We start from the raw sequence: 19735 nt of genomic DNA on the forward strand, positions 1-19735 counted from the left end.
GTTTTTTGATGCGGTTGAACGAAAGCGGCTCCCACTCTTGGGAGCCGCTTTTTTTATGTATTTCGTTGAGCGTTGATACTTATACCAATCGTATTAAATATCTGTTCATTCAGCGGGAATTCAACGCGCTTTAGACAAGGCGAAGGCTTGAAGGCATAGTGGTGCTCTGTCGAAAGCCTTAAACGCAGTATAAAGCGTGTTGAAACCCGCCCTTTGGGAGCCACACAGGCATCCCACTCCGGTGTTGCATTGACTTAAAAGGGAATGACCATTTCTGCGTCAATACGCCTTGGATTGAGATGCCTGTGAGGCTCTGAACTGATTAGATATTTAATGTGATTGGTATTAAGCCCTATTCCACTGTGACTAACCATTGTTCGAATGCCGTCATCGATGCCAGCCAGCAGGTTCTCAGTTCATTGGCCGACTGTATTTCAAGCTTTTGGGCGTCTGTGGTTTTAAGCTGCTTTTCCCATACCTGACAACACTGAGTCAGTGCTTTTAGTCCCATGCTGGCACTACTGCCCTTAAGCGCGTGCAATAGTTTTGCACCCTCGCTGAAATCCGCCACAGAGCTTAGCGCCGAGAGTCGCTCAATTTGCTCGGCACTGGACGTTCGATAGAGCGCCAACATATCGCTCAATGTTTTCACACCTAACACCTCGAGATCTTGCTGTAACTGATTAAGATCTAATAAGGTTTTAGCCGATTGAGCCAATGACTCCGAAGATGCGAAGGTTAAGGAAGGACTCGCTGGCAACGCAGGACTCTCACTCCCCGAAGAAGATGGCACACACGCTGGCAACGAAGCAACGCCCAGCCATTCTGTCAGGGTTTGCAGGCTCAAGGGTTTGGCTAACACAGTATCAAACCCCGCCTCCCGATAGAGGCTAAGATCCTCCGTCTGCATCTGCGCGGTAAAGGCGGCAAACTTAATACTCTCATTAACACTCTCATTAACAATGTCATTTGTCAGTAATGCCTTTAGCTGTGGTAATAATGCTAGCCCAGAACCATCACTCAGTTGAATATCGAGCATCACGGCATCGAATGCCTTATCGCCACTCACATGCGTCAGCGCCTGCTGACAACTGATGGCCAAGCTGGAACTGTGGCCTAAATGCGCCAAAAACCCTTGCGCGACCATGGCATTGACCTTGTTGTCTTCGATCACTAACACCCGCAGGGGATTAACCCGTTTTTGCACCTGAGTTTGCGTATCGAATGCCTTATCACACTGGGAAAAACTCAGCTCAAAACCAAACTCGCTGCCCTTACCTGGCTCACTCTTGACCCAAATTCCTGGCCCCTGTGCATCCATCAGTTCAACTAACTGTTTGCAAATGGCAAGCCCCAAACCAGTCCCACGGCTGCGCCCCTGATTAGGCAATACGCAGTAAGGCATAAATAATTGCTCGCGCACCTCGGGCGCAATCCCCACGCCGGTATCTGCCACCACAAAAGCGAGTTTATCGCCCCGCACGCTGACATTCAGACTCACGCCGCCTTCGGGGGTGAATTTAATGCCGTTACCAATCAAGTTAAACAGTACCTGCCTCAGCTTAGGGCCATCAATCTGGATACACGCGGGTAACTGGGGACGATTAAGTCTTAGACTCAATCCCGCCAAATTGGCGCCCGCTACCATAATTGCCAGCACTTCATCGAGCAGTGCGTTGATATCCGTAGGCCTAGGCTCATTGGTTAAATTGCCCTGCTCGAGGCGGGAGAAATCGAGAATATCGCTCAGCACGGTTTGCAGCAGCGTTCCGCTGTATTGCGACAGCGCGAGCATCTGTTGCTGCGCGGGCGGTAACTGACTATGGCCGAGCAAGGTAAGCGTCCCGAGTAAGCCGTTGAGCGGGGTACGAATCTCATGGCTCATGGTCGCTAGGAATTGGGATTTTGCCTGACTCGCCTCCTCGGCAACGATTCTTGCCTTAGCATGGCCTTTGGCCTCCGCATCAAGGCGCAGGTTGGCTTCGGCCAATTCCTGTGTGCGCGTGGCCACGGTTTGTTCAAGGGCCTTTTTATGCTCGGTCAGCTCATCGGCGACCAGACGTAAATCCGCCTGCAATTTCAGGTTATGGGCGGTTTTTCGCTTAAATGCCTCGATGGCATTGGCCATGGCGGTCAACTCATCGTCGCCGTGGGCATCGAGGCTCACATTAGTGTCCCCTAAACTTAAGCGCGACATAGCCTCGGTCGCCTGATTTAACCTCAAGGCAATGCCGCGATAGATCACCCGATAAACCACGACTGCTATGATAACCAACATTAATATGCCCGTGCCCCACAACCCCAAGCGGGCGTAAGACAACTGCGTTAAATAATCACTACGCGCCAACTCCGCCCGCTGTTGCTGTTGATTAAGCGCACTATCCACCAGCGTATTGAGGCTATAGAGTTTTTCCGCTAACTGCTGCTGCCGCTGTTGCCGCTGCAAACTTTGACTCAGTTCTCGCTGTAATTTAATAATTTTGGGGGTATGGAGAAGAACAGCCAGTTCCGCCTTTAGCGCATTGAGCCTGCCGGGATCGCGGATAAGCTCAGAAACTGTCGTTAGCGCCATTAAATCGATACCCACCTCTGCCGCAGGCGAATCTGTGTTTGCGCTTGATGCCTGATCGATAGCCGTCCCTTGTTTTGGATGATTCTGCGCCATGGGGTGCGATGATGCAGTGCTGGCAAAGGTTGCCAATAAACGGGGAACACTCAATTGCAGCTCGGACTGTAATTCAGATGCCTCAAATAACTGACTGAGCAGCGCAATTTGATGCACTAACTTGAGCGCGCGATTGAGCTGTTCTTGGATATCGAGCTCACGTTCAATCACATCATCAAGCAGTTGCCCACTGCGTTTATTCCCCGCCATATCGGGATAAGCTTGGCTGAGTTTTGCTAAAATCGCCGAGTCGACTACCGCCAATTCGGATTGCAATAACTCAGAGGCATGGGCTGCGGCAAGTGATAACTCACGGGCCCTAAGCTGCAACTCATCCCCTAAGGTAATGCGCTGGCCCACACTCTTACCCAATAAGGTTAATTGCTCGATGATTTGCCCAGCTAATACGGATAAATGATTATCTTCGTTCACATCCAGTGTCAGTAACACTTTGATGCTATTTAACATTGTGGCGCTTTCAAGGCTGAGCTTACGGCCGATAAATTCCCGCTGCCGCTCATCCTCCACTTGGCCTAACTGGGTCACGCCATCGGATAAGGCATTAGAGGCCTGCACTAATTGGCGCGCGGCTTGAGAGGCGGGTAAGGATTCTTCATACAGATAACTGTCGGCCTGCTTGAGCCAATGTAAACTCAGGCTACCTAAGCTAACCAGTAGCAACAGCAATACCCCAAGCACACCGAAGGCGAGCATGAGTCTGCCAGTTAAACTACTTCGCGATAAAGATAAAGGCGCCACACTTGTTCCTTCTGTTACAATGCCTTCGAAATGATCACTGTGGATGATACGAGACAATGGGAAAATTTTGGCAAGCTTTGCTCACACTCACCACTTTTGGCCTGTTATGTTTATCGCCTGCCAATGCCAACAGCCAAACTTGGCCATTAGAGCAACGCCATCCCTTTAATGCCAAAATTCAGCAGGCGCAGGCGCTTGATTATCATCCTCTCACTAAAGCCCAACAAGCTTGGCGTCTATGTGTCCTCGTCCCTCACCTGAAGGACGCTTATTGGATTGGCATCGATTATGGCCTAATCCAACATGCCAAATTCCTTGGCGTATCTTTAGATCTGTTCGAAGCGGGCAGCTACTACCATCAGGATAAGCAACTCGAACAGTTACGCACCTGCATGAGCGGTGACTACGACGCAATTTTACTCGGCGCAGTGAGCCCTAATCTGCTCGAACAGTTTTCCGAGCCGCTAACCAAACCCGTGCTCGCCCTAGTGAATAAACTTAATTCAGAACAAGTGCAGACCCATATCGGCGTTAACTGGTATCAAATGGGGCTAAGCGCGGGCCATTTTATTAAGGCGGATGCCAAGGCACATACGCCAACCCAGCCGACCACCTTGGCCCTCTTAGCCGGCCCCGAAAACCTCGGCGGCACCGATTTAGTCGAGCAAGGGATTCGTCATGCGCTTGAAGGTAGCAATGTTAGCATCAGTGCGATTCAGCACGCCGATAACAATCGCAATCTCTACCGCGATCAACTACAGATACTGCTAAAAGCCCAGCAGCCTAACTATATTCTAGGTAGTGCTGTGGCGATAGAAGCCGCCGTTAGCACCCTCAAACAAAAACAGCTGACGCAAGATATCAAGCTGGTGAGCAGTTACTTATCCCCCGCGATTCTGCGCGGCTTGATGCGGCAAAAAGTGGTCTACAGCAATGATGATCTGGTCGTGTTGCAGGGCAAACTCGCCATCGATGTTACGGTAAAACAGCTCGAAGGCGCCGCGCCTTTTGGCGATATAGGTCCAGCTATCGTTGAGCGCACCGCATCAAAAAATACCCTGTCGGCACTTGGCTTTAGCCTTGCCGAAGCGGATTTTTATCCCTTGTATCAAGTGCGCCCTTGAGCGCTTAACACAAGATCTAAGTTAGAGATCAGTCATCCACCTTAGCGGCAAATAAATACCCCTCACCATGGACAGTGACAAAGAGCTCGGGATTGAGCTTATTACGTAGACGGCGGATAATAACATCTATGGTTCTGTCATTCACATCATGATTGCGATGACTGGTTTGCTGCATTAAGCGCTCGCGAGAAAGTACCTGCTGCGGATGCAAAGCAAAGGCGGTTAATAACTCAAATTCGGCCTTAGTGAGCTTGATAAGCTCCTCCCCTTGGCGCAGCTTACGGCTATTTAATTCAAGCTGATAGCCTTCAAAACTTATCAAATCATCGGGCTGTGATAATTCCTGCACCAGCGCCTGTTCGGCTTGTTTTACCAAAGAAATCCGCCATAGCAGGTTTTTTACCCTCACCAATAGTTCCCGCAGTTCGAAGGGCTTAGTCACATAATCATCGGCGCCCATCTCCAGGCCAACGATTTTATCAATCGATTCATCACGGCCAGAGACTAAGATAATCCCCACATGGGAGCGGCTGCGTAACTCGCGGGTTAAACTTAAGCCATCGACCCCAGGCAGGTTAATATCTAACATAATTAAATCGATATGTTGACGATTAAACTCGTACCACATTTGCTCGCCATCGGCAGCCTCAATCACACGATAACCTTCCTTTTCAAAGTATCCCTTCAATCGCGCACGAATAACTGCTTCATCATCGACAACGAGCACACTATAGGCCATGTTCAACTTCTCTTATTTTGCTTAACTGAATTATTCATACTTTTTCATATTTGCATATGAAGGAAAGGTAAAATATGCGATCTACATTACTTTATTGCACAAAAATCTGCCGAGCTTTTACACTCTCCTCAATATGACATATGCTTAGGCATATTGATTGGTGTGGGCGCTAACAAACTATGAAAGATAAAGAATTAGTGATTGATGAAAGACGACATTTTTCACGGATCCTCTTTGCCGCAAGTGCGTCAATACACCAAGGTGAAAAGCAATGGCAAACCTCAATATTGGATCTCAGCCTAAATGGTGCTTTAGTGGAAGAACCCGCAGGATTTAGCCATTCAGATGAGCCTATCATCCTTAACTTTACTCTGCAGGGCTCCGATATTGAGCTGCAAATGGAAACTGAGTTGGTGCATCAACGTAATCACCAACTAGGGCTTAAATGTAACATTATCGATGTCGACAGCATCAGCCACCTCAAACGCATCGTTGAGCTTAACTTAGGCGATGCCTCAATTCTGAACCGTGAATTGGCGCTCTTTGTCGAAAAACATCATTCCGCCGATTAAACACCACGGATAGTGATTGGGTGGTACGGGCTTGACTCCCGAGTAAAAACAAACAGCGCTTAAGGCGCTGTTGTTTTTTAGATTAGATTGCTTCAAGGGCTTCTGATAGCTTGGAAACGCCCACCACTTCCATTCCCACTGGCGGTTTTTTCGGCACGTTCGCTCGAGGCACTATCGCTCGTTTAAAACCATGCTTAGCGGCTTCGACTAAACGTTCTTGCCCATTTGGCACAGGTCGAATTTCGCCAGATAAGCCCACTTCACCAAACACCACTAAATCACTCGGTAAAATATCGCCACGAAAACTCGATACCATAGCCAGTAGCAGGGTTAAGTCGGCACTGGTTTCGGTTACTTTAACCCCGCCGACCACGTTCACAAACACGTCCTGATCCGACATTTGCAAGCCACCGTGGCGATGCATCACCGCAAGCAACATGGCCAAACGGTTTGCATCCATCCCCACTGCCACACGGCGCGGATTGGACATGGCAGAATTATCCACCAGCACTTGCAGTTCAACCAGTAACGGGCGCGTACCTTCCCACACCACCATGACCAAGGAGCCCGAGGATTCTTCCTCGCCGCGGGAGAGGAAAATTGCGGATGGGTTAGCCACTTCCTTCAAGCCACGTTCCGTCATGGCAAATACGCCCAGCTCGTTGATCGCCCCGAAGCGGTTCTTGTGGGAGCGCAAAGTACGATAACGGCTGTCGCTATCCCCTTCAAACATCACCGAGCAATCGATACAGTGCTCGAGCACTTTTGGCCCGGCGAGGCTGCCATCTTTGGTGACATGACCCACCATAATAACAGCAATGCCATTTTGCTTCGCGAAACGGGTTAGATAGGAGGCTGATTCACGTACCTGCGACACGCTGCCGGGACTCGACGCTACATCGCTCATATGCATAACTTGAATAGAGTCGACAACGATGACTTTTGGTGATTCTTTCAGGGCGACTTCGCAGATCAACTCCACACTGGTTTCGGATAACATCCTCAGTTTATTGGTTGGCAAGCCAAGACGATGGGCCCGCATCGCCACCTGCTGGAGCGATTCTTCCCCAGTAACATAAAGCGCGGGCATTTTCTCGGCTAAATGGCATAGGGTCTGAAGCAGCAAAGTACTCTTACCAGCTCCGGGATGACCGCCAATCAAAATCGCCGATCCAGGCACAATGCCGCCTCCAAGTACCCGGTCGAGTTCACCAAAGTGGCTCACTATACGTGGCAAGGCATTGAGATCAATTTGGTCTAAGGTTTTGACTTCGCTACTGCCTGCACCAGCGTAACCGGCAAACTGAGTCCCCCGTCCGGGCGAGGCGGCACCTAAGCGCACTTCAGTTATCGTATTCCACTCGTGACAAGCACTGCATTGCCCTTGCCAACGGGGAAAATCCTGTCCACACTCATTGCACACGTACGCGGTTTTATTCTTTGCCATAACTTATTAAAATCTGTATAAAATCAATTTAAGTAACTGTGAATACTGCCGACATTAGACTAACACAGCACGCATAAAATCAGCATTAGAAAAGACCACTACATGAGTTTAGATAACCATAGTGCACTCATAGAACAACTCAAGCCGCTGCTCATGGAACCTAACTTCCAGGAGATTTTCCAGCAGCTGACTGTCGATGAAAACAATTCCACCCGTTTTTTATTAAAAATGGAGTTGAATCGTTTAGCCTCGCCCTGCACGCGGATTATTGACCTTAGGGATAAGTCAGAGTTGCCCTGTAGTGAAGTCATGCTGGGTCAGCAGCGCCATTTTCTCGATGAGCCAGCTAAACATAGCCTGCAAGAGGCCATGTCCTTATACCGTAACAAATACACTTTAGGCGTATATGAATACGTCATCGCCGCCCATCAACTTCGACGACAAAAATTACGCCAGGTGACACAACAAAGCGATACCGTCGAACTCGAACCCTTTATGGTGCCAGGCGTTGTACTCGGCAGTTATTTTAATCGCACTGAAGAGCGGATGAATTACAGTATCCGCATTGCCGTTTCCCAACCTGGCAGACCTGAAATGCCGGGGATCACCGTTGATTTATCCATTGGTGGTGCGCGCATTCGCTTGGCGGCGAATCATCCTTTTGACCTCGATAAACCGCTAAAGGTAAAGCTTCTCGAGCTAAGTGAAGAATATTATTACCCCGATCTACAACTTGGAGTCGATTACCACATTGTTGATAGCCAAACTAATGGTGAATTTATTTGGTTAAGATTGAAGCGTATTGGTGGCACTGATGCGCTAGGCGAAATGCTGGGCAATTTGATTCGAGGCTATAAACTCCGTTATAAACTCGATGTTAATGACGTATTAGTAACCGCATCCGGCCTTGGATTCGAGCGTCATTATCTGCCGCATTTGCCACATTTACCGTTATTTTTGAATCAACAAACCCAATCAATTAGCCATATGCTGCTGAGTCGAGATAATCAGCAGATAGTGCATTATTTTCAAGATGAGAACGATATCAGCCAGTTACCAGCAATGCTGACATCAGCACGGCTTTCTGCGCTACTTAGCCATCCCGAAAATCCTGACTATGGGTTATTTTTTACGTTTACCTACAACGCCCAAGGCTGCTTGTATTTTTATTCGGCAACCTTAGCCGAATTAAAAGTTAAGGGCTTGGTATCATTGTTTTTAGGTTTTGCTTCAACCAAACCAAGCTGGCGTATTTTCAAACTGGTTCCAGATAAAATTTACCATGCTAAAGGCTATCGCCGAGCGACATTACCGGGAGATGATGCCAAATATAGTCCGTTGGTCGAACAACAGTTAGCGCTGTTTAGCCATATGCTACAACTCATTGATCTGACCAATGAGGATGAAAGAGCGACCTATAAAGCCTGGCAGGATGATAGCAATGCCAATGCCCTAAAAGCTTTCGGCCAGCAACGGCTCAGCACCCACCAAATCAAACCGATTGCAATGCAATTTAGTGAGCGGCGGCAGGAAGCACGCTTCGCCTTTAAAACCTTAGTCAATGTCTCGCAGGGTGGCCTAAAAGCAACAGGAATCACCTTAGATATCTCAGGTCGTGGCATGCAGCTCACGCTCGACAATCCCACGGCGTTTGTAACCAATAAACCCTTAATGATCAGTTTACCTAAACTGCAAACCATTGCCGGCAAAACTCAACTCGAGAATTTACCCTACCGCTTAGTTCGAACCCGTAAGAATGGCGTCACGTTACATTTAGCCGCTGTCATGGGCCATACGCCCCATGTCGGTGTCGAGTTTTTAAACAAATTAATCGCCCACAATAAAGAAAAGCTAGAACAACTCACTGAAAATAATAGTGAAGCAAACGAGCTTGCTGATGGACTTAAAAATATCCTATTACGCGAACTCCATTCTGTACCCTACTTCGTTGAAAAAACGACTAAATCAGCACAAGTGGCTTGCTTAGGCGTCAGTACTGAACATGATGAAATTAGTGATATTTTTGCCGCGGGTTCTTCAGATACGTTGCAATATAACCTCGCTCCGTTGCTCAAGGATGGCTTTTTTAAACGGGATATTCTCGACCCCATCCGCCAAATGAAACCCCAGCAGGATATGGATTTTATTGAAGTCTTTATTCAACTGACGCGTCAGTCCCGCGGCCGATTCCATTTAAAATGTATACCCGCTATTGAAGTCGGTGATGCTCAAGCTAAAGTCGCGTTTATCACCCAAAGTAAATTGGCTGGACGTTTTATGGCACTGCGAATTTACCGAGGAGCCACCGAAAAACCGGATATGGGATATCTGCGCCGCGAATTGGAATATATCAATATCCATGCAAATCACAGGGCAAAACAACTTGAAGATCAGCTCTGGCGTATTATCGGTGTAGGTGAATTGCTGGATATCACCCAAGAAGTGGAATTAAGATACCCAGTGTTACATAAACAGGCCTAACTTATTCCTCGTCTTTTAATACCGCGAGTTCAAAGCCTAAATACCAATCGCGGATCAGCGGAAAATGGTCACTCATCGCATCCAGATGAGTCAGCATATCCGCATGGCCATAGTCGTGTTTAAAGCCATTCGCCTTTGAGAGCAAAGTGAATTTCACTTGGCGAAAGCCACACTCAGAGATCATATCGGCGACATCTTCAGGATGCCCAAGCACAGTATCGTTTTGCCCCGCTATAAACCAAGCGACGGGCCAGTTGGCTGCCTTCGCCGCCTTGGCATAATCAAAACCGTCATCGTGATCGCGCCACTCACCTCGCACCCAATCAATACTTTGATTCAATGATGCCCGACTCTCGTTATCCATACCGACACGCAGTTTATCGGCGGCGAGATATCCCTGCCCAACCGCTAAACTTGGTGCAAGGCGATTCCAAAACACATCGACCATCAACCATTTTTTGAAAGATTTGACGCGAATAGTGCGTTTACTGCCGAAGGTGAGTAGTGAACGCACACTTTGCTGCAGTTCAGGGTAACGCGCTAAGGCGCTCGCCATCAACACTCCGCCCCAGGAATGGGCGCACCAATGCACACGTGAGGGGGATATTTTCCCCTGTTCCTGACAGGCCTGATTATGAATATTCAAAATAGACTGCTGTACTAATGGCAATTGCTCACGGATCACCTCACCTTGTCCTAAGGTAAAATCTCGACTGATTTTTGGTAAACTTAATCCTCGTCCAGCGGTATCGAGCACATAAACCACAAAACCCGCCTTAGCAAGAAAACATCCCAAACCACGACCGCTCTGGCTGTAAAAAACTCGGCCATTTGACATAGCGCCATGCAACATCAGGATCGGCGGTTTAGAAAAATCAGCAGTAGTTGGCAACAACTGGCGCAGGTGTAACTGTCCATCCCGATAAGGAAGATAGAGGGAGGTTTGTGAAAATGTTTGAGCAGAATGCTCATCTGGAGTTGAAGTCAAAATCAGTCACTGGTAGTCCATTAATGAACACTAAACTACCAGTTAAGCCTCAAAAAACAAGAGTCATTACTCTAATGTCACCACATAATCGACTGAGACACTTATTTAAAACTGCAATAGATAAGGCAATACTCTAAGGTCCAAACTACGGATCCGAGCATCTGCTGCGGCGGCAAGTTTGGGCTTGGCATGGAAGGCAATCCCAAAGTCAGCCGCCTGCACCATAGGAATATCGTTAGCACCATCACCTATCGCCACACGTTGCCCCACTGGGATTTGCCAGTCTTGGCTACAACGGTTGACCACATCGGCCTTAAACTGGGCATCGACGACTTTTCCGGTGACGGCTCCCGCCAGCTGACCGTCCGTTATGACTAATTCATTGGCAAAGGCCGCATCTAAATTCAGCAGCTGTTTTAAGTGGCCAACAAACGGCGTGAAGCCTCCTGAAGCCACAACGAGGCGCCAATGATGCGACTTAAGCTCGGTCAACATGGCCTCAAGACCCGGCATCAATGGCAAAGTGTCACACAAGGTTTGAATAATCTTGGCATCGGCGCCCTGAAGCTGGGCAACCCTTTGGCGCAGACTCTGCTCAAAATCGAGCTCCCCCTGCATCGCGCGCTCAGTGATCGCCGCCACTTGCTCGCCGACCCCAGCCATCGCGGCAAGTTCATCGATACATTCAATTTGGATCGCGGTAGAATCCATGTCCATCACCAGTAAACCGGGCTCGCTCAGTTTAGGTAATGGGCCGTGAATTAAATGTAACTCCACCTGAGATGGACAGGTTGCTAACAATTCAGCACTGGGTTCTACAGGCAGCGCTAATTCGACGCAATGCAGTGCCACTTGACGACGAATAGGTGCGATGGAGAGCGTGGTTAATTTGAGACTTTCAGCCAGAGAAACAATCCAAGTCGCAAGAGAGTCTTCAAGACTTAAATCTTCGTAAATCAGACGCATAGCAAATACACTCAAGGATGGCCGCGTAGACGATTCCTGATAAGCCTCGAAACTGAGCCCCTGATATTCAAAACGAGGTAAAGGGTTAGCTGCTATCCATACAAACAGCGGATTTTGGTTCAAGCTTTCCATAGGACTCGTGTTCTCCAACTATCGGGCTCACGCAGAATCAATTATGATTAGGCAAGCGCTCTCATTATTAAGGGTCAAAGTGTTATATCTTAAAGGGCTAAAGAAAAGCCATAAAATCAGTAGACTGCTCCAAATCGCCATCGCCTTGACCTTGATGGTCGGCTTAGTGCAATTGTGGCAAACAAGCCTACTACAAGGTCAGCTGCTTCTAAAGTCCCAAACGCAAAAGATGGCCAGATTACTGGTGCAGCAAACGGCCTATAGCGCGGCGCCCGCCCTACAATTACAAAATGATGAGCAACTCCAGTGGCTCGCCAGCGCCCTAGTTGAAGATCCTAAGGTGATGTCGGCTGCAATATTTAGCGATCAAGGAATACGCTTAGCCTTTGCTCAAAGCCTGACTAAAGATGCCTTAGATCCCGAATCAGAAGAAATGAGTCTGCTACTGAGCAAATATCCGCCCTATGTTGAACCCGTGACTCAGGATGGCAAGAATTTAGGTTATGTCGAGGTTAGGCTCGATACCAAACTATTTTTTAATGAAATCAAAGAAGCGCATAACCTAAATATGGAGCAACAACAAATCATGCTGCTTGTTGCCGGCCTTATCGGCATGTTGCTATCCCGCGCCTTATCTTTTAAGCGCGCCGATTTTGACCGTCGCCGCACCCGCGCCAAATTGCGTAAAAACCCTAAAAAGAATAAAGCCATAAAAAACCCTGAAGCGGCTGAGGAATCGAAGCCTGCGGGTCATCAGGATGAGCAGTTGGATGAAGTCATCGCGAGTGATACAGAGGCCGCTCAAAAGCCGACAGAAAATAAAGAAACCGAAGAAAATAAACCAACTACAGATACTTTGCCTTTAGAAAAAATCACAGAAAACGCTAAAGTGCCGGATGAAAACAGTAATCAAGCCAGTATTCAGCCTAAAGTGAAGAAGGCCAAAGCCATTACAGAAACAAAAACTGAGTCTGAGCAAACGCCAGAGCAAGTGTCTGATCTGAAAACTGAGTTAAAACCAGAGATAGCTCCTGAGATGGGAGCAAAGGATGAATCATCATCCAACACTATGCCTCAGTCTAAAACGCAGTCGACGCAAGCTGCTGCGTCGGCCACAGAGCCACAAACCTCAGTATCCACCCCGAATAAACCTAAGGTTAAATCTGTCCGCCGCGTGAAGACCAATACCTCGAAATCCTCCACGGAGAAAGTCCCTGTTCAACCGAGCGATTTAGACACAGACTCAACGGGTTAATTGAAGCGTCTCAGGTCAAACTGAGGCATCTTTGGTCTGCGCCGCATTACAGGATTTTATCCATCGAACATTTGGCAGGACGGTTTAGCAGGCTAATCTAAAAGAAGACAGGGTAATAAAAAGGGTTCGCAATGCGAACCCTTTTCTTATGACTGCATTAGCAACACATTACAGCGTAATTGCAGCGTCTAATGTCATCACGATCATATCGTTGAACGTGGTTTGACGCTCTTCAGAAGTGGTTTTTTCGCCAGTACGGATATGGTCAGATACCGTTACCACACACAATGCACGGGCACCGAATTCATGGGCAACACCGTATAAACCAGCGGCTTCCATTTCTACGCCTAACACGCCCATTTTTTCCATCACGTCAAACATTTGTGGATCAGGAGTGTAGAACAGGTCGGCAGAGAAAACGTTACCAACACGGATCTTAGTGCCTTTAACTTTGGCAGACTCGATCACGGCATTCATCAGCTCGTAGTTCGCGATAGCCGCGAAATCTTGGCCTTTGAAACGTAAGCGGTTAACTTGAGAATCGGTACAAGCACCCATGCCGATGATCACATCGCGCACTTTAACGTCAGTGCTGATCGCGCCACAAGTACCCACGCGGATCAGGTTCTTAACGCCGTAGTCTTTAATTAATTCGGTTGCATAGATTGAGCATGAAGGAATACCCATGCCTGAACCCATAACAGAAATACGTTTACCTTTGTAAGTACCAGTAAAACCTAGCATGTTTCGAACGTCAGTCACTTGCTCAACATTTTCTAAGAATGTTTCAGCGATATATTTTGCACGTAATGGATCGCCTGGAAACAGAACCGTCTCAGCGAATGCGCCCTCTACAGCATTAATGTGTGGTGTTGCCATCGAAATAACCCCTGTTTATTTTATTAAGACTTAAGTCTTTGTTTACTGGCGGCCCAATGCTGGCCGCCAAATCGAGATCTTGCACGTTTACTTAGATAAACGACTCACCGTATTCCATCGGCTCAAGCTTGAAGTAGCTTGCGATAGATTGGCCGATATCAGCGAAACTGTTACGGCGACCGAGTGAACCGGCTTTCAGTCCTGCGCCATAGGCCAATACAGGCACATATTCACGAGTATGGTCCGTACCTTGCCATGTTGGGTCGCAACCATGGTCAGCGGTGAGGATTAACAGATCGTCCTCATCCAGCAGCGCCAGCATTTCAGGTAAACGCGAGTCGAAATACTCCAGCCCTTTCGCATAACCTGCTACATCACGGCGGTGGCCATAGTGGGAGTCAAAATCAACAAAGTTAGTGAATACGATAGTATTTTCACCCGCTGATTTCACTTCGGCTAACGTTGCATCAAATAACGCTTCTAAACCGTTTGCCTTCACCTTTTTGGTGATGCCACAGTAAGCGTAAATGTCGGCAATCTTGCCCACACTCACCACTTCACCACCGGCGGCTTTTAACTTATCTAACACTGTCTTCGCTGGCGGCTCGAGGGAGTAATCCTTACGGTTACCAGTACGAGCAAAGTCGCTTGGGCCAGTACCATCGAATGGACGCGCAATCACGCGGCCAATGTTATAAGGTTCTAACTCTTCACGGGCGATTTCGCAAAGACGATATAAATTTTCTAAGCCAAATGTGCCTTCATGGCATGCAATCTGGAATACAGAATCTGCCGAGGTGTAAAAAATTGGCTTACCAGAGCGCATGTGCTCTTCGCCTAATTCTTCCAGAATAGTAGTACCAGAAGCATGGCAGTTACCTAAAAAGCCATCGAGTCCCGCACGGGCCAAAATCTTATCGGTCAGCTCTTTAGGGAATGAGTTTTGGTGCTCGCTAAAATAGCCCCATTCGAATAATACGGGTACTCCCGCCATTTCCCAGTGACCGCTCGGGGTATCTTTACCCGAACTTAATTCCTGAGCATGGCCATAGGCACCAATCAACTCAACATTGTCCGCAAAGCCTGGAGCAAACGCCCCCGTGCTTTCCATCGCCGCATGGGCCAAACCTAAACGGGCCAAGTTTGGCAGCGTTAACGGACCTTCACGGCCGATATCGGCTTCACCTTCGGCACACGCTTTAGCGATATGGCCAAATGTGTCAGAACCTAGATCCCCAAACTTGGCGGCGTCACCAGCAGCGCCCACGCCAAAGGAATCCAACATCATTATAACTGTACGTTTCATAATTCTTCCTTAAAGATCCGAAGCTCGAATATAAGCATAGATCTCAGGTGTTTTTTCTGGAGCGACTTCATCGATATGAATCGCTTTTTTCACCGCTTCTTCTGCCTGCGCAAAGGCTTCTTCAGATTGCGCGTGGATCACAGCAATCGGCGTAGAAGCATCAATTTTATCGCCAAGGGCACAGACTTGCGTCAAACCAACACTGTAGTCGAGTGCATCACCAGGTTTGCGACGACCACCACCTAAGGTAACCACGGCTAAACCGAGTTCGCGGGTATCCATGCTGTAAGCATAACCTTGGGTATCCGCAAAGACAGGGCGAATAATTTGTGATTGCGGTAAGTACTTACTGTAGTTTTCGACAAAATCGACGGGGCCACCGAGGCCTGAAACCATCTTGCCAAAGATCTCGGCAGCACGGCCATTATCGAGTACACGGTTTAACTTGGCACGGGCATCCGTTTCATCGGTCGCTAAGCCACCAAGGAGTAACATCTCGGCGCAAAGACCCATAGTCACAGCGTACAGACGAGGATTACGGTAAGCACCGGTTAAGAAGTCGATGGCTTCTTTCACTTCAACCGCATTACCCGCACATGAGGCTAATACTTGGTTCATGTCGGTGAGTAAGGCCGTCGTTTTAGTACCTGCGCCATTGGCTACCGCCGCAATGCTGCGAGCAAGCTCTTCAGAGGCTTCGTAAGTTGGCATAAATGCGCCGCTACCGACTTTAACGTCCATCGCCAATGCATCGAGACTACAAGCTAATTTCTTAGAGAGAATAGAGGCGGTAATGAGGGAGATGGATTCGACGGTCGCAGTGTTGTCACGGATGGAGTAGAAACGTTTATCGGCGGGGACCAGATCACCAGTTTGGCCAATAATCGCCACACCAACGTCTTTAACCACTTTGCGGAACAATTCACTCGAAGGTTCGGTTTGATAACCGGGAATAGCGTCGAACTTATCGAGCGTACCGCCTGTATGTCCGAGTCCGCGACCCGAAATCATCGGCACATAACCACCGCAGGCAGCGGCCATAGGGCCGAGCATAAGACTAATCACATCACCGACACCACCTGTACTGTGTTTATCGATGACAGGGCCATTAAGACCAAGTGATTGCCAATTGAGTACAGTGCCAGAATCGCGCATTGCCGTAGTCAAAGCGATTCTTTCATCCATATTCATGTCATTAAAATACACAGCCATGCCTAATGCGGCGATCTGACCTTCCGACACTGCATTGGTGGTAATGCCCTTAACGAAGAACTGGATCTCTTCGGTACTTAAGGCTAACCCATTGCGTTTCTTACGTATAATTTCTTGAGCTAGAAACATGATACTGCCTCCAAGCTAAATACTAATACAACATATCCGTTATTTAGCTTTGCAATGAAACATCAAAACTGTAGCAATATTACAATTACATGCTATCGAAGTTTTGATGTTTCCAACTAGATTTAGGTCACACTTAATTAGTTTCGATATACGATTTTGGTATTAATCGAGATGCAATGTTCGATTAATAGCCTTGAGTCGGCTTAGGCGCATCGGCTAATTCTAACGTGTGTAACAAGCTATTGAGTAAGCTTGAAGCACCAAATCTAAAGGTACGTGGAGAGACCCAATCCGCACCAAGAATACGCTCAGCCACACCTAAAAACTCTGCAGCTTGAGCAGCATCACGTACGCCGCCAGCAGGCTTAAAGCCTACTTTGGTGTTCTTCTCACTGATCACAGTCAGCATGATTTCAGCCGCTTCAAGGGTCGCGTTGACAGGCACTTTACCGGTAGACGTCTTGATAAAATCAGCCCCGGCATCGATAGACAGTTCAGAGGCGCGGCGAATAAGCGCAGGATCGGCTAATACACCCGATTCAATGATGACTTTCAGCAATACTTCGCCACAGGCTTCTTTACAGGCTTTGACTAACTCATAGCCGACTGTTTCATTGCCTTCCATCAGCGCGCGGTATGGAAATACCACGTCCACTTCATCGGCGCCATAGGCAACCGCTGCACGGGTTTCTAATACCGCGATAGCGATATCGTCGTTACCGTGTGGGAAGTTGGTTACTGTCGCGATTTGAATGTCTTCGGCGCCCAATTCATCGAGGGTCTTACGTGCGATGGGAATGAAACGAGGATAAATACAGATGGCAGCAGTATTACCCGCTGGCGTTACCGCTTTGTGACACAGGTCGATCACCTTCTGATCGGTATCGTCATCATTTAAGGTGGTTAAATCCATAAGTTCGATGGCGCGTTGTGCTGCTTTTTTTAAATCAGTCATAATAGCTCTCCAAAAGAAAAAACAAATAAACAGAAATCAGTCGCTTATAAGCAACGCTTAGAGGTGGCATTATTTTGATTATTTTTATATGGCCGGGCCTTCAGGCGATGCCGAGTAATTTGTGTAGGGCAAATTACATATTTATTAGGTATTCAATCTTGCCTATACATAACTAGGCATCCTGACACTTAAATTGACTATAAGTGATCACGACTTGAATCCTTGAAGACCGGAAGAGAGGATACGAATAATGTCTTGTTCCTACTTTTCCGCGAAAAATCCGTTTTAGCGCGAGAAAAACACAAACCTTTATATAAACGCACTGCTCAAATTATAAATGGGTTTAGATAAAGATTCATGACACATAAAAGATGGAGCCGCCACGGCGGCTCCAACGGCTCTTACAAGAAATTAAAACTTGTAAGTAGCAGACAGATAGTGTGACCAACCTGTTGATTCTAGGCCAACTAAACCACCTTTATCTTCTAACAAATAAACGTCTTTGAAGCCTTTCAGGCCATAGCCCAGAGCGTAACGATCTGAGTGCCAGTATAGACCGAAGAAGATGTTACCACCGTTAGAAGTTTTAGGTACGTACAAGTCATCAGTTGCGTCAGCACCGAATTGATAATCGATGTAACCTTGGAATGACAGGAAGCTCTTGTTGTCGAAGAAGTAGAAAGGCTTGAACCAGTTAGCAGAGAATTGGTAACCGTTCCACTCTTTCGCGTTCATGTCGTAGTAAGCGTACAGGTTCATACCTGTTTTGCCTAACCAAGGCACGTTTACGTCAGCACCAACACCCCAGAAAGTAGAGTTAACACCAACATTTTGGCCGTTAGCATCGCCACCGATTAATCCGTCCCAATTGAACAGAGTAGAGAAGTAAACTTCTTGTACTGGTCCGAAAGATAAGTCTTTACCCGTTAATGCATCAATAGATACACGTGGTGCAAACTTCATAAACAGCTTGCTTTTACCTGTACCAGGATTCTTGTCACCATGGTTTGAGCTTTCATTCGCTAAGTTGAATACGTCAACATAACCATAGAGATCGAATACACCAGAACGACCGCCAAACTCCATTTCTAAGTAGTTATGTTGGTCGCCAGACGCTGGATTCTCCGGTTTTTCACCGATAGAGTACATAGCGTTGAACTGCATCCACTTGTAGTCAGAACCGTGAAGGTCTGAACGGTCTGCAGCAAATGCGTTGCCAGAGATTGCAGCTACTGCTGTAGCGGCTAAAGCTAAAGTTTTAACGTTTTTCATCATCAACCCCATTATTTTGGTTGCTACCGTCTAGGGTAGCGTTCTTTTTGTGGCGCTCGCATTTTACCTCGATTAAAAAAAATCTCAATAATCTTGCGTAAAATCACGAACACAAAATTCTTAATTGTGAACAAAGTCGCGACTTATTGTTTACGACTAATTAACTTAACCGTACGTCACGACCGTAAGACAGCATCACAGCTAAAGTTTAGTTGTAATCTGACCTATACAATCGGAGAAACTATTCACTACAGGAATCACTACTGGAAAATGGTTGAATTAACTTAGGTCCTGCCCTGCATGGTCAGGACCTAGTTAGTAGGGAATCTCTTCCCCAACGTTTCTGCGCTTAGATAGCTAAGAACAGACCCGCAATTGTTGCACTCATTAAGTTAGCTAACGAGCCTGCGATAACCGCACGAATACCCATTTTAGCTAAATCGTGACGACGGTTAGGAGCCATAGCACCTAAACCACCCAACAGAATTGCGATAGAAGACAAGTTCGCAAAACCACACAGTGCAAACGAAACAATCGCTTTGGTTCTGTCGGTCATAGCTAAGCCAGTCTCAGCCACAACCATACCGCCATCAGCGATGTCTTTTAAGTATGGAGCAAAGTTCAGGTAAGCTACGAATTCGTTAACAATGATCTTTTGACCAATGAAAGAACCAGCAACTAATGCTTCATTCCAAGGCACACCGATAAGGAATGCTAAAGGCATGAACACATAGCCAAGGATCAGTTCCAGTGTTAAACCTTCAACACCAAACCAACCACCTACACCACCGATGATGCCGTTGATCATAGCGATCAAACCAACGAAGGCTAACAGCATTGCACCTACGTTCAGC

The 19735-nt window shown here is 47.5% G+C and carries 15 protein-coding genes; 4 read left to right on the forward strand and 11 right to left on the reverse strand.

Features of this window, described 5'->3' with window-relative positions; translation table 11 throughout:
- Positions 1–352: 352 nt before the first annotated feature.
- On the reverse strand, positions 353–3424 hold the full coding sequence (gene torS / locus SHEWPOL2_RS17705; RefSeq protein WP_037430268.1) for a TMAO reductase system sensor histidine kinase/response regulator TorS: 3072 nt from the start codon (positions 3422–3424) through the stop codon (positions 353–355).
- A 56-nt stretch (positions 3425–3480) separates the two neighbouring features.
- On the opposite strand from torS, the gene torT reads away from it, so the two are divergent.
- The gene (torT, locus tag SHEWPOL2_RS17710; RefSeq protein WP_037430270.1) at positions 3481–4548 is read left to right on the forward strand and encodes a TMAO reductase system periplasmic protein TorT; all 1068 of its coding nucleotides are present in this window, start codon (positions 3481–3483) and stop codon (positions 4546–4548) included.
- 28 nt (positions 4549–4576) lie between these two features.
- On the opposite strand, the gene torR is transcribed toward torT, so the two are convergent.
- Positions 4577–5287 carry a two-component system response regulator TorR gene (gene torR / locus SHEWPOL2_RS17715; protein WP_037430273.1) on the reverse strand — a complete coding sequence of 237 codons (711 nt, stop codon included), beginning with the start codon at positions 5285–5287 and terminating at the stop codon, positions 4577–4579.
- 179 nt (positions 5288–5466) lie between these two features.
- Here torR and SHEWPOL2_RS17720 point away from each other — a divergent pair, with 179 nt between their 5' ends.
- Complete coding sequence (locus SHEWPOL2_RS17720) at positions 5467–5859, forward strand: PilZ domain-containing protein (protein ID WP_086024078.1); 393 nt, start codon at positions 5467–5469, stop codon at positions 5857–5859.
- Positions 5860–5941: 82 nt separating this feature from the next.
- On the opposite strand, the gene radA is transcribed toward SHEWPOL2_RS17720, so the two are convergent.
- Positions 5942–7306, reverse strand: a complete 1365-nt coding sequence (gene radA / locus SHEWPOL2_RS17725) for a DNA repair protein RadA (RefSeq protein ID WP_037430274.1) — start codon at positions 7304–7306, stop codon at positions 5942–5944.
- Between the two features lie 102 nt (positions 7307–7408).
- Here radA and SHEWPOL2_RS17730 point away from each other — a divergent pair, with 102 nt between their 5' ends.
- The gene (locus tag SHEWPOL2_RS17730) at positions 7409–9787 is read left to right on the forward strand and encodes a PilZ domain-containing protein (protein WP_037430275.1); all 2379 of its coding nucleotides are present in this window, start codon (positions 7409–7411) and stop codon (positions 9785–9787) included.
- 1 nt (position 9788) lies between these two features.
- Here the strand turns inward: SHEWPOL2_RS17730 and SHEWPOL2_RS17735 are convergent, their stop codons facing one another.
- Positions 9789–10775 carry an alpha/beta hydrolase gene (locus SHEWPOL2_RS17735; protein WP_037430276.1) on the reverse strand — a complete coding sequence of 329 codons (987 nt, stop codon included), beginning with the start codon at positions 10773–10775 and terminating at the stop codon, positions 9789–9791.
- A gap of 105 nt (positions 10776–10880) precedes the next feature.
- Positions 10881–11873: a phosphoserine phosphatase SerB gene (gene serB, locus SHEWPOL2_RS17740; RefSeq protein ID WP_037430277.1), complete on the reverse strand. Its 993-nt coding sequence runs from the start codon at positions 11871–11873 to the stop codon at positions 10881–10883.
- A gap of 79 nt (positions 11874–11952) precedes the next feature.
- Here serB and SHEWPOL2_RS17745 point away from each other — a divergent pair, with 79 nt between their 5' ends.
- Positions 11953–13128 carry an AhpA/YtjB family protein gene (locus tag SHEWPOL2_RS17745; protein ID WP_086024079.1) on the forward strand — a complete coding sequence of 392 codons (1176 nt, stop codon included), beginning with the start codon at positions 11953–11955 and terminating at the stop codon, positions 13126–13128.
- A gap of 168 nt (positions 13129–13296) precedes the next feature.
- On the opposite strand, the gene deoD is transcribed toward SHEWPOL2_RS17745, so the two are convergent.
- The 6 genes from deoD to SHEWPOL2_RS17775 all read right to left on the reverse strand — a co-directional run.
- Positions 13297–14007 carry a purine-nucleoside phosphorylase gene (deoD, locus tag SHEWPOL2_RS17750; protein WP_011071449.1) on the reverse strand — a complete coding sequence of 237 codons (711 nt, stop codon included), beginning with the start codon at positions 14005–14007 and terminating at the stop codon, positions 13297–13299.
- 91 nt (positions 14008–14098) lie between these two features.
- Positions 14099–15313, reverse strand: coding sequence for a phosphopentomutase (locus tag SHEWPOL2_RS17755; RefSeq protein WP_011716154.1), 1215 nt, complete (start codon positions 15311–15313; stop codon positions 14099–14101).
- A gap of 9 nt (positions 15314–15322) precedes the next feature.
- On the reverse strand, positions 15323–16654 hold the full coding sequence (gene deoA / locus SHEWPOL2_RS17760; RefSeq protein ID WP_037430282.1) for a thymidine phosphorylase: 1332 nt from the start codon (positions 16652–16654) through the stop codon (positions 15323–15325).
- Between the two features lie 184 nt (positions 16655–16838).
- Positions 16839–17609 (reverse strand): deoxyribose-phosphate aldolase, encoded by a 771-nt coding sequence (gene deoC / locus SHEWPOL2_RS17765; RefSeq protein WP_011625501.1) that lies wholly within the window; start codon positions 17607–17609, stop codon positions 16839–16841.
- Positions 17610–18020: 411 nt separating this feature from the next.
- Complete coding sequence (locus SHEWPOL2_RS17770; RefSeq protein ID WP_037430283.1) at positions 18021–18881, reverse strand: outer membrane protein OmpK; 861 nt, start codon at positions 18879–18881, stop codon at positions 18021–18023.
- A gap of 349 nt (positions 18882–19230) precedes the next feature.
- Positions 19231–19735 (reverse strand): nucleoside transporter C-terminal domain-containing protein (locus tag SHEWPOL2_RS17775; RefSeq protein WP_037430285.1); only part of this gene is annotated, 505 nt, incomplete at its 5' end.

This window comes from Shewanella sp. POL2 (genome assembly GCF_000282755.1).
Taxonomy (GTDB): Bacteria; Pseudomonadota; Gammaproteobacteria; order Enterobacterales; family Shewanellaceae; genus Shewanella; species Shewanella xiamenensis.

What these genes read in the sequence shown, in the direction of transcription:
- deoD (WP_011071449.1), bottom strand. Translation starts at nt 14,007, where the DNA reads ATGGCAACACCACACATTAATGCTGTAGAGGGCGCATTCGCTGAGACG.
- serB (WP_037430277.1), bottom strand. Translation starts at nt 11,873, where the DNA reads ATGGAAAGCTTGAACCAAAATCCGCTGTTTGTATGGATAGCAGCTAAC.
- SHEWPOL2_RS17730 (WP_037430275.1), top strand. Translation starts at nt 7,409, where the DNA reads ATGAGTTTAGATAACCATAGTGCACTCATAGAACAACTCAAGCCGCTG.
- deoC (WP_011625501.1), bottom strand. Translation starts at nt 17,609, where the DNA reads ATGACTGATTTAAAAAAAGCAGCACAACGCGCCATCGAACTTATGGAT.
- torT (WP_037430270.1), top strand. Translation starts at nt 3,481, where the DNA reads ATGGGAAAATTTTGGCAAGCTTTGCTCACACTCACCACTTTTGGCCTG.
- torR (WP_037430273.1), bottom strand. Translation starts at nt 5,287, where the DNA reads ATGGCCTATAGTGTGCTCGTTGTCGATGATGAAGCAGTTATTCGTGCG.
- SHEWPOL2_RS17770 (WP_037430283.1), bottom strand. Translation starts at nt 18,881, where the DNA reads ATGAAAAACGTTAAAACTTTAGCTTTAGCCGCTACAGCAGTAGCTGCA.
- SHEWPOL2_RS17755 (WP_011716154.1), bottom strand. Translation starts at nt 15,313, where the DNA reads ATGAAACGTACAGTTATAATGATGTTGGATTCCTTTGGCGTGGGCGCT.
- SHEWPOL2_RS17720 (WP_086024078.1), top strand. Translation starts at nt 5,467, where the DNA reads ATGAAAGATAAAGAATTAGTGATTGATGAAAGACGACATTTTTCACGG.
- radA (WP_037430274.1), bottom strand. Translation starts at nt 7,306, where the DNA reads ATGGCAAAGAATAAAACCGCGTACGTGTGCAATGAGTGTGGACAGGAT.
- deoA (WP_037430282.1), bottom strand. Translation starts at nt 16,654, where the DNA reads ATGTTTCTAGCTCAAGAAATTATACGTAAGAAACGCAATGGGTTAGCC.